Raw genomic sequence first — 15639 nt, forward strand, 5'->3', positions numbered from 1 at the left:
AGCATCGTCACGGAACCGTCATGTAACCTCCGTTTTAGGCAAAGGAAGGGCAGCCGGCAAACGCGGCCGCCTCGCAATCTCGGGAGAGTCGAGTCAGAATGTGTATTTCCAGTTGAGCCAGAGCCGTTCCGCGCGCTGCCAGCCTCTACCGCGAGGCTGGCCACAAATCGGCCACTCTGTTCTTCGTTTCTTAACCAGCATCTCCTACGTCGCGACCATGATATCGCCTAGGAGACAATCGTCACAAAATGCTGGCCGCTTCGAACTCGTCCTTGATCCCACCGATCAGTGGACCATATGGGACACGTTTCGCGAGATTCCGGCCGAGTTTGCCGGTGAGCCTTTGATCGGACTAAGTCGGATCGCTGCCATCGCCGCGTTGTCGGTGCTAAACCGCGTACACAATGAACTATCACCGCCAGACAATGACGACGCAAAAACGTGGTCTAGATTGGGATGAGGCTGAAACGCAAAACCCGCCTCAAGGGCGGGTCACCGGCGCAACTCTGCACCATGACGTTTTCTATAGGGGTTTCGTGACGAAAGGTCAACTCATTTCGGATACGGAACGAATACGACTATGCGCACTCCCCAAGAATTTGAAGTGGATCGCACACTGCCGCAGATCATTGGCCAGCACTGTAGCGATCTCCCGTTCGCCTCGCATTTCCAGCCTGCCGATCTCGGAGGCGGTCATGCCCTCGACGCAGTACATCATCAGCCGTTCGAATGAGAAATGGCCAAGCTTGGCGACCGCGCCGCGCAGGTCGTCGATGGCGGCTACGCGACCGTCGCTGATCCCCGTGGCATAGCCTGACGCCGTTCCACGAAGGAAGTCGGCGGAACTGGCCACAGCGATGCCCGCGCACGTTCCCATAGCGTGGCGAACTGGTTTCCGGCGTGGAAAAGCGCATTCTGCTTGTTGCGGCCATAGCGCCATTCGAACGTACCGGGCCGGCATCGGATGGTCCGCCGCGCCGTTCGGTCGGTTGATATCTTCACGCTCACTTTCGACAGCCGTGCGCCTTCCTTGCCTCCGTCCTCACGGCGAAGCTTTGCCGTCTGACGGCGCGACTGGTCATCGGCGTTCTGCCGCGCTCTTTGTGATGCCTCGCTCTGCGTCGAGGTTCGAGGCGGCTTGACGACGCCGGCCATGCGGCCCGCCACCCGCTGCTTGTTCAGGTCGCGGCGGTTGGCCCCGTCGATGCGAATACCAGCAGCAGGCGCTTTCTCTTTCTTCCGCTGCACCATTTATGCCGCACCTTTCGGTGTCGCCCAGATGGGTTGAACCACATCAAAGCATTCGATGGCAGCAAACCGTTCGTGTTGTTCCGCGCGATTTTCTTCTCGCCATTGGTCGAATAGATTTATGCCGGCCAGCCAACGGGTCCGGTGCACGTTGCAGAAGAACCAATGCTGAGACCCCTTGTTCAAAAACCCATTGTGACACTCGCATTCAGGGCAAAGGCCGAACTCGGGGTCGGTCTGCCTGCGCGCACGTAGTGCGACGACGTTGCTCATGCCGATTTCCTTTCTGCCGCGCTCCGATAGTCGGTCTCGGCCTGTTGCAAGACGGCCAGCTCGCGTTCTCTCGTTTCAATATCGTGGTCCGGTCGACGCTTCGATCCGCTAGAAAACGTGTCGAGCCAGGTTTGCTTACTCCAGACCAGCTTGGAAATTTCCTCGGCCATCTCGGCGTGCGTGAACTGGCGGGTCATGCGGCAACGCGCCTCCGCTCAAGAAGGACGTCGTTCCAGTCTTGCCCGACGACCGGGGGTATCTCGATGCGAACAGAAACGGGCCGATCCTTGATGCACGCCAGCCGATGCGCCAGCGCCGTCGCCGCCGCCTGTCCGCCGAATTTCGGATCGTTATCACCGAAGATGATGACCTGCTGCACGCCCTCGGGTGGTAGCCAGCCTGACAAGATGGTCGAGTTGATTGTTGACCAAACCGGGACGCCGAACAGGGCCGATGCGGCGAACGCGGTTTCAATGCCTTCCGCCACGCCAAGTATCGGTCCAGCTTCGAACAGGCGGATCGCCGAGCCTTTCACAATGCCGCCAGCCATGACCTTGCGCACCGAGCCGACATTGGCCTTCTGCCCGTTCAGGGTCAGATAGGTCCGATGCAAATTTGTCGGCGTCCCGTCGGGTGCTAGGATTTTCGCAACCATCGCCGGGTGCCAGCTTTTGTGGCCGTCATCGTCGACATACTCGGCACGGTCAATTTTCTTCAGCCACCGGCAATAGGTCGACTGGGCGATACCTCGTCCGGAGAACCAAGTGTCGACGAAATCGCCAGCGGCAATCGGTGCTGCCTGGTCCCAAAGCTTCTGCATCGCGTTGCGGGCGCTGGCGTCGTTGGCTCTGGTAGGGCTCGGGCTGAATTTGACCTCGCCTAGCACGCCTTCGATTTCCTTGGCCGCTCAGGCAAAATCCCAACCGTTGATGTGCATGAGGTAATCGACAGGACTATGGCTCCCGCACTGGCCGCAATAGAACGCTCCAGATCCATCCTTATCGGTGAAACGAAATCGATCTTTGCCACCGCACCACGGGCATGGGTGGTGCTTCCGAGTGTTCATCTCCGCAGCAGGGATGCCGAGGGCTGCCAGAATGCCGGGCCAACGGCCCTGACCACGATCACGTAGCTTGGGCTTGTCAGGCTGCATGGCGCGCGCCCTCCGCAACCTTCTTGGCCTTCTCCTGACCCTTTACCCAACGGATCATCGAAGCCTTGATCCAGCTTCGAACCTGCACATCAGGCTCTATCGGCTCGACATGGATGCCGTTTGGCCAAACACCGAATTTGTCCCGATACTGGCGCGCAGACCAGCCCATCTTGTATTTCTTGAAATCCTCGTGCCAGAGCAGCATGGCGTACCATCTGCGTTTGTCGTCCATCGACGCCTTGGCTTGCTTGCCGCCGAGATGCGCAAGTTCACCCTGGACGGTTTCAACCGCCTCGATCTTGTTCGGAGCAAAGCCGCAGGCGGGACATTTGTGGACGCCTGCCGGCTTCAGATACGAGCAGGACGAGCATTCTCCTTCGGTTTCGGCGCGGGACGCTCTGGCCGGCTGGAAGACGACGCCTTGCGCTCGCTGCCGTCGCTCAGCTGATGGCCGCGCAGCCATCGCAGCGCGCCGAGAGGCCGCTAGCATCGACGACGAAGGCCGAGCCACCAATTCCGGATCACTCCACGCACGCGCGTCATGGGGTACCTTGATCCGAGGCCGCAGAGAAGGTTCGACGTCAGGCCCTTTCCCTCCACCGCCGACTGGCGTCTGATCGAGACTCGCTCCGGCACCATGTACAATATTCGCACCTCCGCCGACATGGAGCGGCGTGGCCGATGGTGGACCATGCTGTGTGATGCCGGCGCTCCAACCTGATCAGCCGTCCAGACCGCGGCCCGCATCATTACCACCAGGAGATCCACCATGACGCCGCCGAAAGCGAGCGAACAGCTCCGCATGTCCGAAACCGAGTTCGAGGTCCTGCTGGCGCGTGCCGCCGAGACCGGCGCCCGTCGCGCCCTGCAAGAGGTGGGCCTCGATGGCAAGGACGCCGGGGAAGACATCCGCGACCTACGCTCGCTGCTTGCTGGCTTCCGTATGGCCAAGCGCACAGCTGTCCAGACCGCCGTCCGTATCATTACCACCGGCATTCTGATTGCGCTGGTGGCCGGTATCGCCATTAAGTTGAGGTTCTTTGGTGGTAGCCCGTGAGGCCCATCCTCCACTGAATTCAACCCACCCAATCCGGCCGGTGGTGGTTTTTTTGTGCCCCGCAAGGAAAGGCGTCGATGAGCACGGCCAGATTCCGGCGTGGCCATGACGTGACAAAGACTCGTGAGGAGGATGGCCGACTATCACGTCAATCCACTTCCAAGTCGCAGCTATTCCCAAAGCCGTCCGTTCCTTCGAATTCATCGGCGGAGCTCCATTCTCCGGTAAATTCGGTGGTGAGGCCGTTGTCGAACTCGAGTTCTCCTGATGCTTCCTTTGATTTCTGGCAGACGTCGATTTCGCCCCTCACGCTTTCGCTGCCGCAGGTTCCTTCTACATCTACGGACTTCGTCCCGCCACACTGCATTGCCAACATAATGAGGTAATTTTGGTACTGGATCTCATCAGGGGTCATGGGGTCGCACCGATCTCCGACCCGCTTGTAGTTCAGGACGCACATGAAGTTATTGCCTGTGAAATCGATCTGCGCGTTAGCAGGCACACCAAAAGGTTCGCAGACACCGTTGTTATTCCGGAAACCCCTCACACATTTCCAGTAATGCCCAGTGTAGTCGAGTTCGGCGTTTGCAGGCAGATTTCCTGCGCACATCCGTCACGTCATGCGTACAGCTACCGCGCACTTTTGCAGCATTGTCGCTAGTTCGTGATCACGCACCAGCGCCAGAGCACCGTTGCGACGGTGGAGTGAGTGTGATGCAAATTCCTGTCGATATAGCATGCATTGCGACAGCCTCTGCGCCGTACGACCCCGCGTCCGGTCAGGAAATGCTTGACATGATGATGTCTCGGTTGCCTTTTGCCGCTTCGTGTCTGACGGTCTACAATCCACTCGACAGAACCCATCGGGCTATCGCGTCTACGGGCTACGATCCGAAGGTGTTGTCCTACCTCACTGGCAGGTTCGTGACCGAAGATGTCGCATACGATTACTACCAGAGTCAGGGCCGTAGGCAGAAGGCTTTGAAATGGGCGGAAATGCCGTTCGACTATAAGTCGACTTACTCCGTTCAAGAGGTCTTTCTGCCCGCGGGCTTCAGCGAGGGCGTCACGCTGTGCCTTTACAGCCGTGACGTCCGGTACACGGGCGATCTTCATATCAGCACCGATGATCCCCGGTTCCCCTCCTCGGACATGATGACGAATATCGTACAGTGTCTTCAGACTATCCTAGGCAACTTCTCCGACCTGCTGCGTGACGTGACGAGACCTCATGCCAGCAGGTTCAAGGGCGGAAGGGGCTGCGTCATTACCACAGATGGCAAGGTTATCGACCTCCCGGGCATTCCCCAACTGCCCGAGACACTGCGAGACGAATTGAATACACGTCTTGCACGCCTCGAGCCTCGGCAGATACCAGAGGTTTTCCTCTACAAGCACCAGTCGATCTGGTATCGAGTCTACACGGGCATGCTACAAGGCGGCGCTCGGCCGCTCGTGGTTGAACAATATCAGCTCCCCTACGGAATTACGGCACGCGAACTCGAGATAATCGAGCTGCTGATCTCGGGCGCAACCAACAGTGAGATTGCATCGAGAACATTCGTCGCGCCTTCGACAGTTTCCAAGCATCTTGAGAACATATTCGACAAGCTCGATTGCAACAATCGTACGTCCGTCGTCTCCACCGCTCTGATGTATAACCTGCGCCACCTCCCTGCAGCGCGCAGTTCGGTATGAGCGACCGGGCTGCCGCTGGAAGCGGCCGACTTGACGGCTACCGTCTCAAGTACGATCAACCGCCGTCCGGGCGACCTTAGTCGATCCCCCTGGCAAGTTGATCAGGTTGAAGGCATCAACGTTAATGGATGTATGCAATTGGAAAGTCGGAGTTAGTTGGTGGGTGCCGGCCCAGAGAAGGTTGGACGGCAGCCTCCTTCCCTCCGCTGGATGTCGGATATGGCCAGTTAAGTCCTTTCCGGAGACCAGAAGTGGTCAAATTTGAATCCTTGCGTCACCAACGTGCTGGTGGCGCTATTTTTGGTCGCTGGATGACGAGTTCAGCGGCAGGCCGGTTCTGTCCGGCCTGCCGCTGGTTGGAACAGCGGAAACCTTCCAGACTTAACGTGGGCGCGTGCTCTTCAAAACGTTTTTCCAACTCGACATGTCTTCAAGGGCCCGCCAAATTTGGTTCGTACTTTCTCCCGTTCGCTGCACCACTTTATTTTGTCTCACGCCAGTTCGCTTCGCTCACGGCTCCAACGGGGCGGCCTGACCGGCCGACGGGCGCTTGCCCTTGCGAACCCTGCGGGTTCGATGTTTCGGCATGGATGCCGTTTTTCCGTTCGACGCTACGGCGTACCGTTAAAGACAACACGGCGCTGGCTCCGGGGAGGCAGCGCCGCGTTGTTTTCAGAACGGAAGTCTGGCGTTTCGTGTCAGGCGAAAGCGCCGTGGCAATGCTTGTATTTCTTGCCTGAGCCGCAAGGGCAGGCTTCGTTGCGGCCGACCTTGCCCCAGCTTGCCGGGTTGTTCGGGTCGCGGTCTTCGGGGGCCACAACGGCTTCCTGCCTGAGCAGTGTGGCGGTTTCGCCGCCGTGGAAATCGTCCTCGCCGGTGGTGCCGTCGAGGTGGCTGCCGAAAACCTCCGGAGCCTGCGGAGGCGGCGCATCGGCAGCCTCGCGAACCAGTTCGACGCGCATCAACTGGCCGGTAACAACCTGCCGGAGATGGCCCAGCATGGCCTGGAAGAGTTCGAAGGCCTCGCTCTTGTATTCCTGCAGCGGGTCGCGCTGGGCGTAACCACGGAAGCCGACGACCGAGCGCAAATGATCGAGATTGACGATGTGCTCGCGCCACAGCCCATCCAGCGACTGGAGAACCACGGAGCGCTCGACATAGGTCATCACCTCCGGCCCAAACCGCTCGGCGCGGTCGGCGGCGGCGGCATCGGTGGCGGCGGTGATCCGTTCGCGGATATCGTCTTCGGCGATGCCTTCTTCCTGGACCCAGTCTTCTATCGGCAGGTCGAGGTTCAGGTACTGCTGGACCTCCGCCTTGAGCGTGGCGGCGTCCCACTGCTCGGCATAGGCGCTCTCGGGGATATTCTTGGCAACGATCTCCTCGATCACACCGGTGCGCATCTCGGCGACCATTTCGCCAAGGCCTTCGCCGTCCATCAATTCGATGCGCTGCTCGAACACCACCTTGCGCTGGTCGTTGGAGACGTCGTCATATTTCAGCAGGTTCTTGCGGATGTCGAAATTGCGCGCCTCGACCTTGGTCTGCGCCTTTTCCAGCGCCTTGTTGATCCAGGGATGGATGATGGCCTCGTCTTCCTTGAGGCCGAGCTTCTGCAGCATGCCGTCCATGCGCTCGGAGCCGAAGATGCGCATCAAATCGTCCTGCAGCGACAGGAAGAATTTGGAGCGGCCAGGGTCGCCCTGACGGCCGGAGCGGCCGCGAAGCTGGTTGTCGATGCGCCGCGATTCATGGCGTTCGGTGGCAAGCACGTAGAGGCCGCCGGCGGCAAGCGCCTTATCCTTCAGCTTTTGGACATCTTCGCGAATTTCGTTTTCGCGGGCGGTGCGCTCGGGTCCTTCCGGCATGTCGGCCAGTTCCTCGGCGATGCGCATGTCGGCGTTGCCGCCAAGCTGGATGTCGGTGCCGCGGCCCGCCATGTTGGTGGCGATGGTGATGGAGCCGGGCTTGCCGGCCTGCGAAACGATGGATGCCTCGCGCTCATGGTGGCGCGCGTTCAGCACCTCGAAATCCTTGAAGCCTTCCTTGCGCAGGCGCTCGGCCAACTGCTCCGATTTCTCGATCGAGGTGGTGCCGACCAGCGTCGGCTGACCCTTGGCGTAGGCTTCCTTGATCTCCTTGACGATGGCCTTGTATTTTTCCTCGACGGTCCGGTAGACCTCGTCGCTTTCGTCGATGCGCATGACCGGAACGTTGGTCGGGATTTCCGTTACTTCGAGGCCGTAGATGTTGCCGAATTCCTCGGCCTCGGTCAGCGCCGTGCCGGTCATGCCGGCAAGCTTGGCGTAGAGGCGGAAATAATTCTGGAAGGTAACGGAGGCGAGCGTCTGGTTTTCCGGTTGGATCTTGACGTGCTCTTTCGCCTCCAGCGCCTGGTGCAGGCCTTCCGAAAAGCGGCGGCCCGGCATCATGCGGCCGGTGAATTCGTCGATGATGACGATTTCGCCGTTGTTGACGATGTAGTCCTTGTCGCGCTGGAACAGCTGGTGGGCCTTCAGCGCGTTGTTGACGTGATGGACGATCGCGACGTTCTCGATGTCATAGAGCGACTCGCCCTTGAGAAGACCCGCATCCCGCAGCATGTTTTCCAGCTTCTCCGTGCCCTCTTCGGTGAAGGTGGAGGTCTTCTGCTTCTCATCGATCTCGTAGTCGGCCGGATCGAGCCTGAGCATGAAGGCGTCGATGGTATTGTACATTTCCGAGCGGTCTTCGAGCGGGCCGGAAATGATCAGCGGGGTGCGGGCTTCATCGATGAGGATCGAATCGACCTCGTCGACGATCGCGTAATTGTGACCGCGCTGCACCATCTGGGCGCGCTCGTATTTCATGTTGTCGCGAAGGTAGTCGAAGCCCAGTTCGTTGTTGGTCGCGTAGGTGACGTCGCAGGCATAGGCGGCAGCCCGTTCCGCATCGTCCAGGCCGTGGACGATGGTGCCGATGGTCAGCCCGAGGAATTTATAGACGCGGCCCATCCATTCGGCGTCGCGCGAGGCGAGGTAGTCGTTGACGGTGACGACATGAACGCCCTTTTGCGCAAGTGCGTTGAGGTAGACGGGAAGCGTGGCGACCAGCGTCTTGCCCTCGCCGGTACGCATTTCGGATATGCCGCCATCGTGCAGCACCATGCCGCCGACCATCTGCACGTCGAAGGGGCGCAGGCCCAGCACGCGGCGGGACGCTTCCCGCACGGTGGCGAATGCCGGCACCAGCAGATCGTCGAGCGTGGCGCCATTGGCGAGATCGTCACGGAATTTTTGCGTGCGTGCCGTCAAATCGGCATCCGAAAGCGCGCGCATCTCGTTTTCCATGGCGTTGATCGCTTCCAGCCTTGGCCGCGCCGCTTTCACGCGACGGTCGTTGGAAGAGCCGAAAACCTTACGGGCGAGAGCGCCAAAACTGACCATAAATGGTCCTTTCGCTTGCAATCCTGATCATCACGACAAAGCCGGCTGGCCCCGCCTAGTCCGCCCGAGGCGGAAAAAACACCGAAAAGCGCCCTGAAAACGGTTCTGGACGCAAACTCGTTGGACAGATAAGAGGGGGCTCAATCGATGTCAACGCCGCGCGCCGCTGCGCCGCTGCGCCAAATTCCGCCACATTCAGGTTGATCAGAAAGCCTGTCCCGCGCTCTTATCAATTCCTTCGGAGTAATCTTGCCCATGTCCCTGTTGTTTCGTCGTTCGCCGTTTATCGGCCTGGGTTTCGTCCTTGGCCTGACGGCGCTGTCGTTCTCGCCCGCCCTGGCGCAGGAAACCGCACCTGCCGCGCCTGCGGCAGCACCGGCTGCCGCACCCGTCGATCCGGCGGCAGTTGTCGCCACCGTGAACGGCAAGCCGGTGACGGAAGCCGATTTGACGCTTGCAGAAGGCGAACTTGCGCAGCAATTTGCGCAGCTTCCGCCAGAACAGCGCCGCGCGGCAGCGCTTTCGGCAGCGATCGAGATCAAGGTGCTCGCGGCCAAGGCTGTCGCCGACGGCTTCGACAAGGATCCCGAATTCCAGCGCCGCATGGCGTTCCTGCAGGAGCGCGCCCTGCACGGTGAGATGGTCGCGAAGGAAGTGGTCGGCAAGATTACCGACGATGAGGTTCGCGCCCGCTACGACAAGGAAATCGCGGCGCAGCCGGCGGTCAACGAGGTCCATGCCCGTCACATTCTCGTGAAGACCAAGGAAGAGGCCGAGGCGATCATCAAGCAACTGGACGGCGGCGCCGATTTCCAGAAGCTGGCCAACGAGCACACCAGCGACCCGAGCGGCAAGAGCAATGGCGGCGATCTGGGCTATTTCGGTCCTGGCCAGATGGTTCCGGAATTCGACAAGGCAGCACAGGCGCTGGCGGTCGGCTCCTACACCAAGGAACCGGTGCAGACCCAGTTCGGCTGGCACATCATCAAGGTCGAGGACAAGCGCGCCAAGCAGCCGCCGGCTTACGACGCGGTCAAGGACAATGTCCGCTCGCTTGTCGTGCGCGACAAGTATTTCGCGCTGGTCAAGTCGCTCCGCGCCGATGCCAAGGTGGAAATCCCCGACGCGGCGCTGAAGAAGGCCGTCGATGCAGCCGAAGGCGGCGAGTAAACCAACCGAATGCGGATGGGCGGGCCTTGTCGGAAACCCGCCTTTCCCGCTCCATTCGCGCTGTCCGTTCCCGTTGGCGCGGCCCTGAAGCGCTCGTAGCTCAACTGGATAGAGCACCGGACTTCGAATCCGTAGGTTGCAGGTTCAAATCCTGCCGAGCGCACCATTCTTTTGATCTCACGCCAGTTCGCTACGCTCACGGGCTCCGATGGGGCGGCCTGGCCGGCCGACGGGCGGTCGCCCTTGCGAACCACTGCGGGTTCGATAGGCGCTCTGCCGAGACGCGTCTCTTGCAAGTTGCAAGCAAACATCTTGCGCAGCGGCGCGGCATCGGGCAAACCGGCCTCGTTTCGCGTTTTCCCGTTGAGGCTGCCATGTCCGAACCGATTTCGCCGCTTGCCCCGAAGAAATACCCCAAAATGCCGCGTATCGACGGTGTGCGCATCGCCACGACGGAAGCCGGCATCAAATACAAGAACCGCACCGACCTGCTCGCCATGGTCTTCGACGAAGGCACGACGGTCGCCGGCGTCTTCACCAAGTCGAAATGCCCATCGGCGCCGGTCGATTTCTGCCGGCAGAATCTGGGTGCGGGCAAGGCCCGAATCCTGGTCGTCAATTCCGGCAACGCCAATGCTTTTACCGGCCAGAAGGGGCGCGAAGCGACCACGCTGACCGGCGAGGCGGCTTCCAAGGCCGTGGGTTGCGCGCCCGGCGACGTATTTCTGGCCTCGACCGGGGTTATCGGCGAGCCGCTCGACGCGACCAAATTCGGGCCGCTGCTGGCCGGCATGGTCAAGGACAGCAAGCCGGATCAGTGGCTCGATGCCGCGAAGGCCATCATGACCACCGACACCTATCCGAAGGTGGCGACCGCGACCGTCAAGCTCGGCGATGCCGATGTCACGCTGAACGGCATCGCCAAGGGCGCCGGCATGATCGCGCCGGACATGGCGACCATGTTGTCCTTCGTCGCGACTGATGCGCCGATTGCGGCATCTGTCTTGCAGGATTTGCTGTCGCGCGGCGTCGGCAAGACCTTCAATGCCGTTACCGTGGATTCGGATACGTCGACCAGCGACACGCTGCTTCTGTTCGCAACCGGCACGGCCGCCGGGCGCAGCGCGCCGTCGATCACCGATCCGAAGGACCCGCGCCTTGGCGCGTTTCGCCGGGCGCTTGGAAAAGTTCTGAAGTCGCTGGCGCTGCAGGTCGTGCGCGACGGCGAGGGTGCGAGAAAACAGATCGAGGTGACGGTGACCGGCGCCAAATCGGCGCGCTCGGCCAAGCGCATCGCGCTTTCGATCGCCAACTCGCCGCTGGTCAAGACGGCGGTCGCCGGAGAAGACGCCAATTGGGGGCGCGTGGTCATGGCCGTCGGCAAGGCCGGCGAACCGGCCGACCGCGACCGCCTCTCGATCTGGTTCGGCGACAACCGGCTGGCGCATGAAGGCGAGCGCGATCCATCCTACTCCGAAGCGGCGACCACGGCCTATATGAAGCGCGACGAGGTTCGCATTCGCGCGGAGATCGGCATCGGCCGCGGCAAGGCGACGGTGTGGACCTGCGACCTGACCAAGGAATATGTCGCAATCAACGGCGACTATCGGAGCTGACGCGGATGGGCCCGGTGGCATCGCCCAGCATTCTGGCTACGGTTCGCCGCTATGAAGCGGCGGGGTTCCGGGCATGGCCGGCGGCGGCCGTTCATTACGATGGAACCTGGGTGATCCGGCTGACGGCCGGCCATTCGGCAAAGCGGCTGAATTCGGTCAACCCGCTCGATCCGGGCGACATAAGCCAGATTCCCGAACGAATCGGCCGCGCCAGCCGCCGTTTCGAGGCCTATGGCAGGCCGCTGACCTTTCGCGTCTCGCCGCTGTCGGGAACCGTGATCCCGGCTTATCTCGATGCGCAGGGCTGGAGCACATTCGACGAATCGCTGGTCATGCGGCTGCCTTTGGCCGACGCGCCGGTCGAGCAGGCGATGGATCAGCTGCCGTTGCGCGACATCAGCCGTTTTGTCGGTGCTGCCTTGAAGGTGCATGGGGCGGATGCTTCGCTGCGGCCGGGCCTGTCCGAAATCATCGGGTCGATCCAGCCCGAGGCCGGCCTGTTTGCGCTGGAACGGGGTGACGAACCCCTGGCGACGCTGATCTGCGTGCATGAGGGCGATCTTGCCGGCCTGTTCGAGATCGCCACGGACGAGGCCGCGCGCCACCAGGGGCATGCCCGCCAATTGATTCTGTCGGCGCTGAAATGGGCGCGCTTGCGCGGCGCGCGCGAGGCGTGGTTGCAGGTGGGCGCCGATAACCACCCGGCCCTTGCGCTGTACCGGACGCTCGGCTTCAGCGAGGTCTATCGCTACCACTACCGTCGGCCGCCGCCGGCATGAGCGAAATGAATTCGAGCGGCAAGCGCCTGCTGCTGGTCGTCGCCTGCGCGCTGGTCGACGCCGACGGCCGCGTCCTGATCGCGCAACGGCCACAGGGCAAGCAACTTGCCGGCCTGTGGGAATTTCCGGGAGGCAAGGTAGAGCAGGGGGAGACGCCGGAGCAATGCCTCGTGCGGGAACTGCGCGAGGAAATTGGTGTCGAAACAAAAATTGCATGCCTTGCGCCGCTGACTTTCGCCAGCCACAGCTATGACGATTTTCACCTGCTGATGCCGCTCTACATATGCCGCCGCTTCGAGGGCATCGCAATGCCGAAAGAAGGCCAGACCCTGAAATGGGTAAGGCCGCGCCAGATGCGCGACTATCCGATGCCGCCGGCCGACGAGCCGCTTATTCCGTTCCTGATCGACCTTTTATGAGGGAACTTGCCGGTCTATTTCGCGGCTGCGCCATCATCATTAATGGAAGCTTAATCTTGCCGTGAAAAATTGACCTAGTGCGGCCGCCGTGCGGCGAGGGATTTTCTTGGGATTGGTGCGATGGGCCTCGACAACAGTTCGATCAGGGAATCGATTGACGACTGGGACTCGCTACGCCCGGAACGAGGCTCGCGGGCCGTCGAAGCCGGAATGGGCCTGTTGCGGATCACGCTGTTGTTCGGTTCGGTCGCCATTGCGCTGGCCCTGATCGCGGTGCCGCTTCTCGACAACAGCAACGACAACAGGCAGGTCGCACGCGACGGCTTTGCCGGGATCGACACGATGAGCACCGGCTCGATCGAGCGCGGCGGAACCTACACCATCCGCCGCAGCGTGCTCCAGTCCTCGCCCGAATCCGTTTGCGTGATTCGCGCCAATGGCCGCCGCAGCGGCGACTGCTAGAGCATCGACGGTCCAGGACTAGTTATTCCGCAGGCCTTCACCGCTTGTTAAGCCTGTGCCGTTAACCTTTCTTAATGGGTCGATGCTAGCGTCGGAGCAAGAGGATCGACGACCATGACACGACTGCTTTGCCGGTTCATCAACGATCAAACTGGCGCCACGGCTATCGAGTACAGCCTCATTGCGACGCTGATATCGCTCGCCATTTTCGCCGGGGTGGGTGGCTTGGCCGATTCGCTGCAATGGTTGTGGAGCGACAATAGCAGCCGTCTGGTGCAGGGGTTCGCTGCAAACTAACCTGTGGTTCTTCCGTCAGTTTTGCCCGGTTTCTCTCAGCGCGCTTGCAAGTGACACCTTTGCCGAACCTGGCTTCAACGGCTTTTGCTGCGAGGCATCGGGTGCCCATCCAGACATCCAGACGATGGAAAAACTCGCTTTGATCCGGCCGTCCGGGTCGGCGAAACGCTCCGCGTAAATCTCCGCCGCGCGCGAAAAAAGTTTTCGCGTACCGGGCCGGCGCGGACGGTCGACCAGCGGACTGGTTTCGCCCATCGCCCTGAGGTCGGCCATCAGCGAAAACAGCGTATCGTAGCGCACGACCACCGTCTCGACATCTGCAACGGGCAGGGCGAGCCCAGCACGTTGCAAGAGGCCGCCCGCGTCGCGCACATCGGGAAAAGGGATCACGCGCGGGCTGACGCCGCCATAGAGTTCGCTTTCTGCGGCGAGGAAACTTTCGCGCAATTCGCCCAGCGTTCCAGCCCCGGCAAACGCGCCCAGAAACAGGCCGTCCGGCCGCAGCGCCCGGCGTATCTGCGCCAGCATGCCCGGAATGTCGTTCATCGACTGCAAGGACAGGAGCGACACGGCAAGATCGAGGCTTTCCGGCTCGAAGGGCACGGTTTCCGGCGGTGCAATCACACCCGGCTCTGCGGCGAGAAAGGCCGGATCGGCCTCGACGCGCACGACATCGGCGACTTTCTCGCTGGCAGCCAGAACGTCCCGTGCCGTTGCCGTCTGGCAAAAAAGAGTGGCGGCGCTGGCGAACCGGCGCTCCACGGCGTTCAGCCTGTCGGCCAGATCGTCGCCGGCACGCCGCATCAGGAAATCCGCGCCGGCAACGGGATTGGCCAAGGCCCGGCGCTTGCGCGCCAGGAACAGCGATGTGTCGAAAATTGGCTGCACGGATAGGGTTCCCGTCGTTACGGCATCTGCTAAGGTCTGGATCGAGAATGCCAACAGGCGTGACGTGGCCGATCCCATGGCAGATATCAAGGGTCTTTCCAGAGCGGCGCTGAACTGGCCGGCACGGCTTCTGTTCCCGCCGGTTTGCGCCGGTTGCCGCCGTCACGTCTCGCAGCCCGGCGTATTGTGCGCGCTGTGCTGGCCGAAATTACGCCTGCTGGAGCTACCCTGGTGCCCGGTGATGGGTACGCCGTTCGTTCATGACATGGGCGAGGGTTTCTTGTCGGCGGAAGCGATCGCCGATCCGCCGCCGTTCGGACGGGCGCGGGCTGCGGTTGCGTATACGGGCGTCGCGCGGCAGATGGTGAGCGGCCTGAAATACCAGGACCGAACGGATCTTGCGCCCTGGATGGCGCGGTGGATGATGCGGGCGGGCGCTGCCTTGGTGGCTGACGCGGATGTGGTCGTGCCGGTGCCCTTGCACTGGCGGCGCTTCCTGAAGCGGCAATTCAACCAGTCCGCGGAACTAGGCCGCGCCGTTTCGCGCCTTGGCGGCGTGCCGTTTGCACCGTCGGCGGTAAAACGCGTGAAGCCGACGCAGCAGCAGGTAGGGCTGGAACGACGCCAGCGCGAGGAAAACGTGCGGGCGGCCTTCCGCGTCCCGGTGGAGCGCGAAATAGAGGTTGCCGGTCGCCGGGTGCTGTTGATCGACGACGTCTATACGACCGGCGCTACCGCACGGGCCATGGCCAAGGCGCTCAAGAAGGGGGGCGCAGGCGCCGTCGACGTGCTGACCTTCGCCCGCGTGCTGCCGGGGGACTTCCGAGCCGATGAAGCAGGCCCTATATAGGGTGTATCGCAACGGAAGACCGATATGGCTGATGTCACCATTTATACCCGCATGATGTGCGGCTATTGCGCGGCGGCCAAACGCCTGCTCGAGCGCAAGGGCGTCGCCTATACCGAGCACGACGCCTCGTTTTCTCCGGAACTGCGCCAGGAGATGATCAGCCGCGCCCATGGCGGCTCGACTTTCCCCCAGATATTCATCGGCGATCTGCATGTCGGCGGTTGCGACGATCTCCATGACCTTGAAACGACGGGGCGGCTGGATACCATGCTTACCGCTACCGCACTGAAACAGGAAACTTGAC

19 protein-coding genes and 1 tRNA gene are annotated in these 15639 nt (G+C 61.4%); 11 read left to right on the top strand and 9 right to left on the bottom strand.

Annotation, left to right across the window (positions count from 1 at the left end; translation table 11 throughout):
* Positions 1-780: 780 nt before the first annotated feature.
* The 6 genes from ACX3P1_RS24000 to ACX3P1_RS24025 are packed head-to-tail and all read right to left on the bottom strand — an operon-like array spanning position 781 to position 3137.
* Positions 781-1251, bottom strand: coding sequence for a hypothetical protein (locus tag ACX3P1_RS24000; protein ID WP_459082096.1), 471 nt, complete (start codon positions 1249-1251; stop codon positions 781-783).
* Positions 1252-1521, bottom strand: coding sequence for a hypothetical protein (locus ACX3P1_RS24005; RefSeq protein WP_459082097.1), 270 nt, complete (start codon positions 1519-1521; stop codon positions 1252-1254). It lies immediately after the preceding gene.
* Positions 1518-1718: a hypothetical protein gene (locus tag ACX3P1_RS24010; RefSeq protein ID WP_459082098.1), complete on the bottom strand. Its 201-nt coding sequence runs from the start codon at positions 1716-1718 to the stop codon at positions 1518-1520. Before ACX3P1_RS24010 ends, ACX3P1_RS24005 begins: the two co-directional genes overlap by 4 nt.
* Complete coding sequence (locus ACX3P1_RS24015; RefSeq protein ID WP_459082099.1) at positions 1715-2407, bottom strand: DUF7146 domain-containing protein; 693 nt, start codon at positions 2405-2407, stop codon at positions 1715-1717. Before ACX3P1_RS24015 ends, ACX3P1_RS24010 begins: the two co-directional genes overlap by 4 nt.
* A 21-nt stretch (positions 2408-2428) precedes the next feature.
* Complete coding sequence (locus tag ACX3P1_RS24020; RefSeq protein WP_459082100.1) at positions 2429-2674, bottom strand: primase-helicase zinc-binding domain-containing protein; 246 nt, start codon at positions 2672-2674, stop codon at positions 2429-2431.
* Positions 2664-3137, bottom strand: coding sequence for a hypothetical protein (locus ACX3P1_RS24025; RefSeq protein ID WP_459082101.1), 474 nt, complete (start codon positions 3135-3137; stop codon positions 2664-2666). The genes ACX3P1_RS24020 and ACX3P1_RS24025 overlap by 11 nt, the downstream gene beginning before the upstream one ends.
* Before the next feature lie 306 nt (positions 3138-3443).
* Here ACX3P1_RS24025 and ACX3P1_RS24030 point away from each other — a divergent pair, with 306 nt between their 5' ends.
* The gene (locus ACX3P1_RS24030) at positions 3444-3731 is read left to right on the top strand and encodes a DUF6127 family protein (protein ID WP_459082102.1); all 288 of its coding nucleotides are present in this window, start codon (positions 3444-3446) and stop codon (positions 3729-3731) included.
* A 148-nt stretch (positions 3732-3879) separates the two neighbouring features.
* Here ACX3P1_RS24030 and ACX3P1_RS24035 read toward each other — a convergent pair whose 3' ends face one another.
* The gene (locus ACX3P1_RS24035; RefSeq protein ID WP_459082103.1) at positions 3880-4146 is read right to left on the bottom strand and encodes a hypothetical protein; all 267 of its coding nucleotides are present in this window, start codon (positions 4144-4146) and stop codon (positions 3880-3882) included.
* Between the two features lie 299 nt (positions 4147-4445).
* Between ACX3P1_RS24035 and ACX3P1_RS24040 the strand changes: the two genes are divergently transcribed.
* A complete protein-coding gene (locus tag ACX3P1_RS24040) occupies positions 4446-5429 on the top strand; it encodes a response regulator transcription factor (RefSeq protein ID WP_459082104.1) in 984 nt (327 codons plus the stop codon).
* A 698-nt stretch (positions 5430-6127) separates the two neighbouring features.
* Here ACX3P1_RS24040 and secA read toward each other — a convergent pair.
* Complete coding sequence (gene secA, locus ACX3P1_RS24045) at positions 6128-8854, bottom strand: preprotein translocase subunit SecA (protein ID WP_459082105.1); 2727 nt, start codon at positions 8852-8854, stop codon at positions 6128-6130.
* Between the two features lie 255 nt (positions 8855-9109).
* Between secA and ACX3P1_RS24050 the strand changes: the two genes are divergently transcribed.
* The 7 genes from ACX3P1_RS24050 (at position 9110) to ACX3P1_RS24080 (ending at position 13597) form a co-directional block, all read left to right on the top strand.
* The gene (locus ACX3P1_RS24050; RefSeq protein ID WP_459082106.1) at positions 9110-10024 is read left to right on the top strand and encodes a peptidylprolyl isomerase; all 915 of its coding nucleotides are present in this window, start codon (positions 9110-9112) and stop codon (positions 10022-10024) included.
* Positions 10025-10113: 89 nt separating this feature from the next.
* Positions 10114-10190: transfer RNA gene (locus ACX3P1_RS24055), tRNA-Arg, on the top strand.
* 208 nt (positions 10191-10398) lie between these two features.
* Positions 10399-11640, top strand: coding sequence for a bifunctional glutamate N-acetyltransferase/amino-acid acetyltransferase ArgJ (gene argJ / locus ACX3P1_RS24060; protein WP_459082107.1), 1242 nt, complete (start codon positions 10399-10401; stop codon positions 11638-11640).
* 29 nt (positions 11641-11669) lie between these two features.
* A complete protein-coding gene (locus tag ACX3P1_RS24065) occupies positions 11670-12419 on the top strand; it encodes a GNAT family N-acetyltransferase (protein WP_459082125.1) in 750 nt (249 codons plus the stop codon).
* Positions 12416-12838, top strand: coding sequence for an 8-oxo-dGTP diphosphatase MutT (gene mutT / locus ACX3P1_RS24070; RefSeq protein ID WP_459082108.1), 423 nt, complete (start codon positions 12416-12418; stop codon positions 12836-12838). Before ACX3P1_RS24065 ends, mutT begins: the two co-directional genes overlap by 4 nt.
* Before the next feature lie 120 nt (positions 12839-12958).
* Entirely contained in the window at positions 12959-13300 is a 342-nt protein-coding gene (locus ACX3P1_RS24075; RefSeq protein ID WP_459082109.1) for a hypothetical protein, read from the top strand.
* Positions 13301-13414: 114 nt separating this feature from the next.
* On the top strand, positions 13415-13597 hold the full coding sequence (locus tag ACX3P1_RS24080) for a Flp family type IVb pilin (protein WP_459082110.1): 183 nt from the start codon (positions 13415-13417) through the stop codon (positions 13595-13597).
* Positions 13598-13612: 15 nt separating this feature from the next.
* On the opposite strand, the gene ACX3P1_RS24085 is transcribed toward ACX3P1_RS24080, so the two are convergent.
* Complete coding sequence (locus ACX3P1_RS24085) at positions 13613-14485, bottom strand: methyltransferase domain-containing protein (RefSeq protein ID WP_459082111.1); 873 nt, start codon at positions 14483-14485, stop codon at positions 13613-13615.
* 64 nt (positions 14486-14549) lie between these two features.
* Here ACX3P1_RS24085 and ACX3P1_RS24090 point away from each other — a divergent pair, with 64 nt between their 5' ends.
* A complete protein-coding gene (locus ACX3P1_RS24090) occupies positions 14550-15335 on the top strand; it encodes a ComF family protein (protein WP_459082126.1) in 786 nt (261 codons plus the stop codon).
* 24 nt (positions 15336-15359) lie between these two features.
* Positions 15360-15638, top strand: coding sequence for a glutaredoxin 3 (gene grxC / locus ACX3P1_RS24095; RefSeq protein WP_459082112.1), 279 nt, complete (start codon positions 15360-15362; stop codon positions 15636-15638).
* Position 15639 lies beyond the last annotated feature (1 nt).

It is taken from the genome of Mesorhizobium sp. A623, from assembly GCF_054489405.1.

Coding starts and splice junctions, on each gene's coding strand:
- ACX3P1_RS24005 (WP_459082097.1), bottom strand. CDS start 1,521: ATGAGCAACGTCGTCGCACTACGTGCGCGCAGGCAGACCGACCCCGAG.
- ACX3P1_RS24020 (WP_459082100.1), bottom strand. CDS start 2,674: ATGCAGCCTGACAAGCCCAAGCTACGTGATCGTGGTCAGGGCCGTTGG.
- ACX3P1_RS24040 (WP_459082104.1), top strand. CDS start 4,446: ATGCAAATTCCTGTCGATATAGCATGCATTGCGACAGCCTCTGCGCCG.
- ACX3P1_RS24000 (WP_459082096.1), bottom strand. CDS start 1,251: ATGGTGCAGCGGAAGAAAGAGAAAGCGCCTGCTGCTGGTATTCGCATC.
- ACX3P1_RS24030 (WP_459082102.1), top strand. CDS start 3,444: ATGACGCCGCCGAAAGCGAGCGAACAGCTCCGCATGTCCGAAACCGAG.
- ACX3P1_RS24025 (WP_459082101.1), bottom strand. CDS start 3,137: ATGGCTGCGCGGCCATCAGCTGAGCGACGGCAGCGAGCGCAAGGCGTC.
- ACX3P1_RS24075 (WP_459082109.1), top strand. CDS start 12,959: ATGGGCCTCGACAACAGTTCGATCAGGGAATCGATTGACGACTGGGAC.
- ACX3P1_RS24035 (WP_459082103.1), bottom strand. CDS start 4,146: ATGACCCCTGATGAGATCCAGTACCAAAATTACCTCATTATGTTGGCA.
- mutT (WP_459082108.1), top strand. CDS start 12,416: ATGAGCGAAATGAATTCGAGCGGCAAGCGCCTGCTGCTGGTCGTCGCC.
- argJ (WP_459082107.1), top strand. CDS start 10,399: ATGTCCGAACCGATTTCGCCGCTTGCCCCGAAGAAATACCCCAAAATG.
- secA (WP_459082105.1), bottom strand. CDS start 8,854: ATGGTCAGTTTTGGCGCTCTCGCCCGTAAGGTTTTCGGCTCTTCCAAC.
- grxC (WP_459082112.1), top strand. CDS start 15,360: ATGGCTGATGTCACCATTTATACCCGCATGATGTGCGGCTATTGCGCG.
- ACX3P1_RS24050 (WP_459082106.1), top strand. CDS start 9,110: ATGTCCCTGTTGTTTCGTCGTTCGCCGTTTATCGGCCTGGGTTTCGTC.
- ACX3P1_RS24080 (WP_459082110.1), top strand. CDS start 13,415: ATGACACGACTGCTTTGCCGGTTCATCAACGATCAAACTGGCGCCACG.
- ACX3P1_RS24010 (WP_459082098.1), bottom strand. CDS start 1,718: ATGACCCGCCAGTTCACGCACGCCGAGATGGCCGAGGAAATTTCCAAG.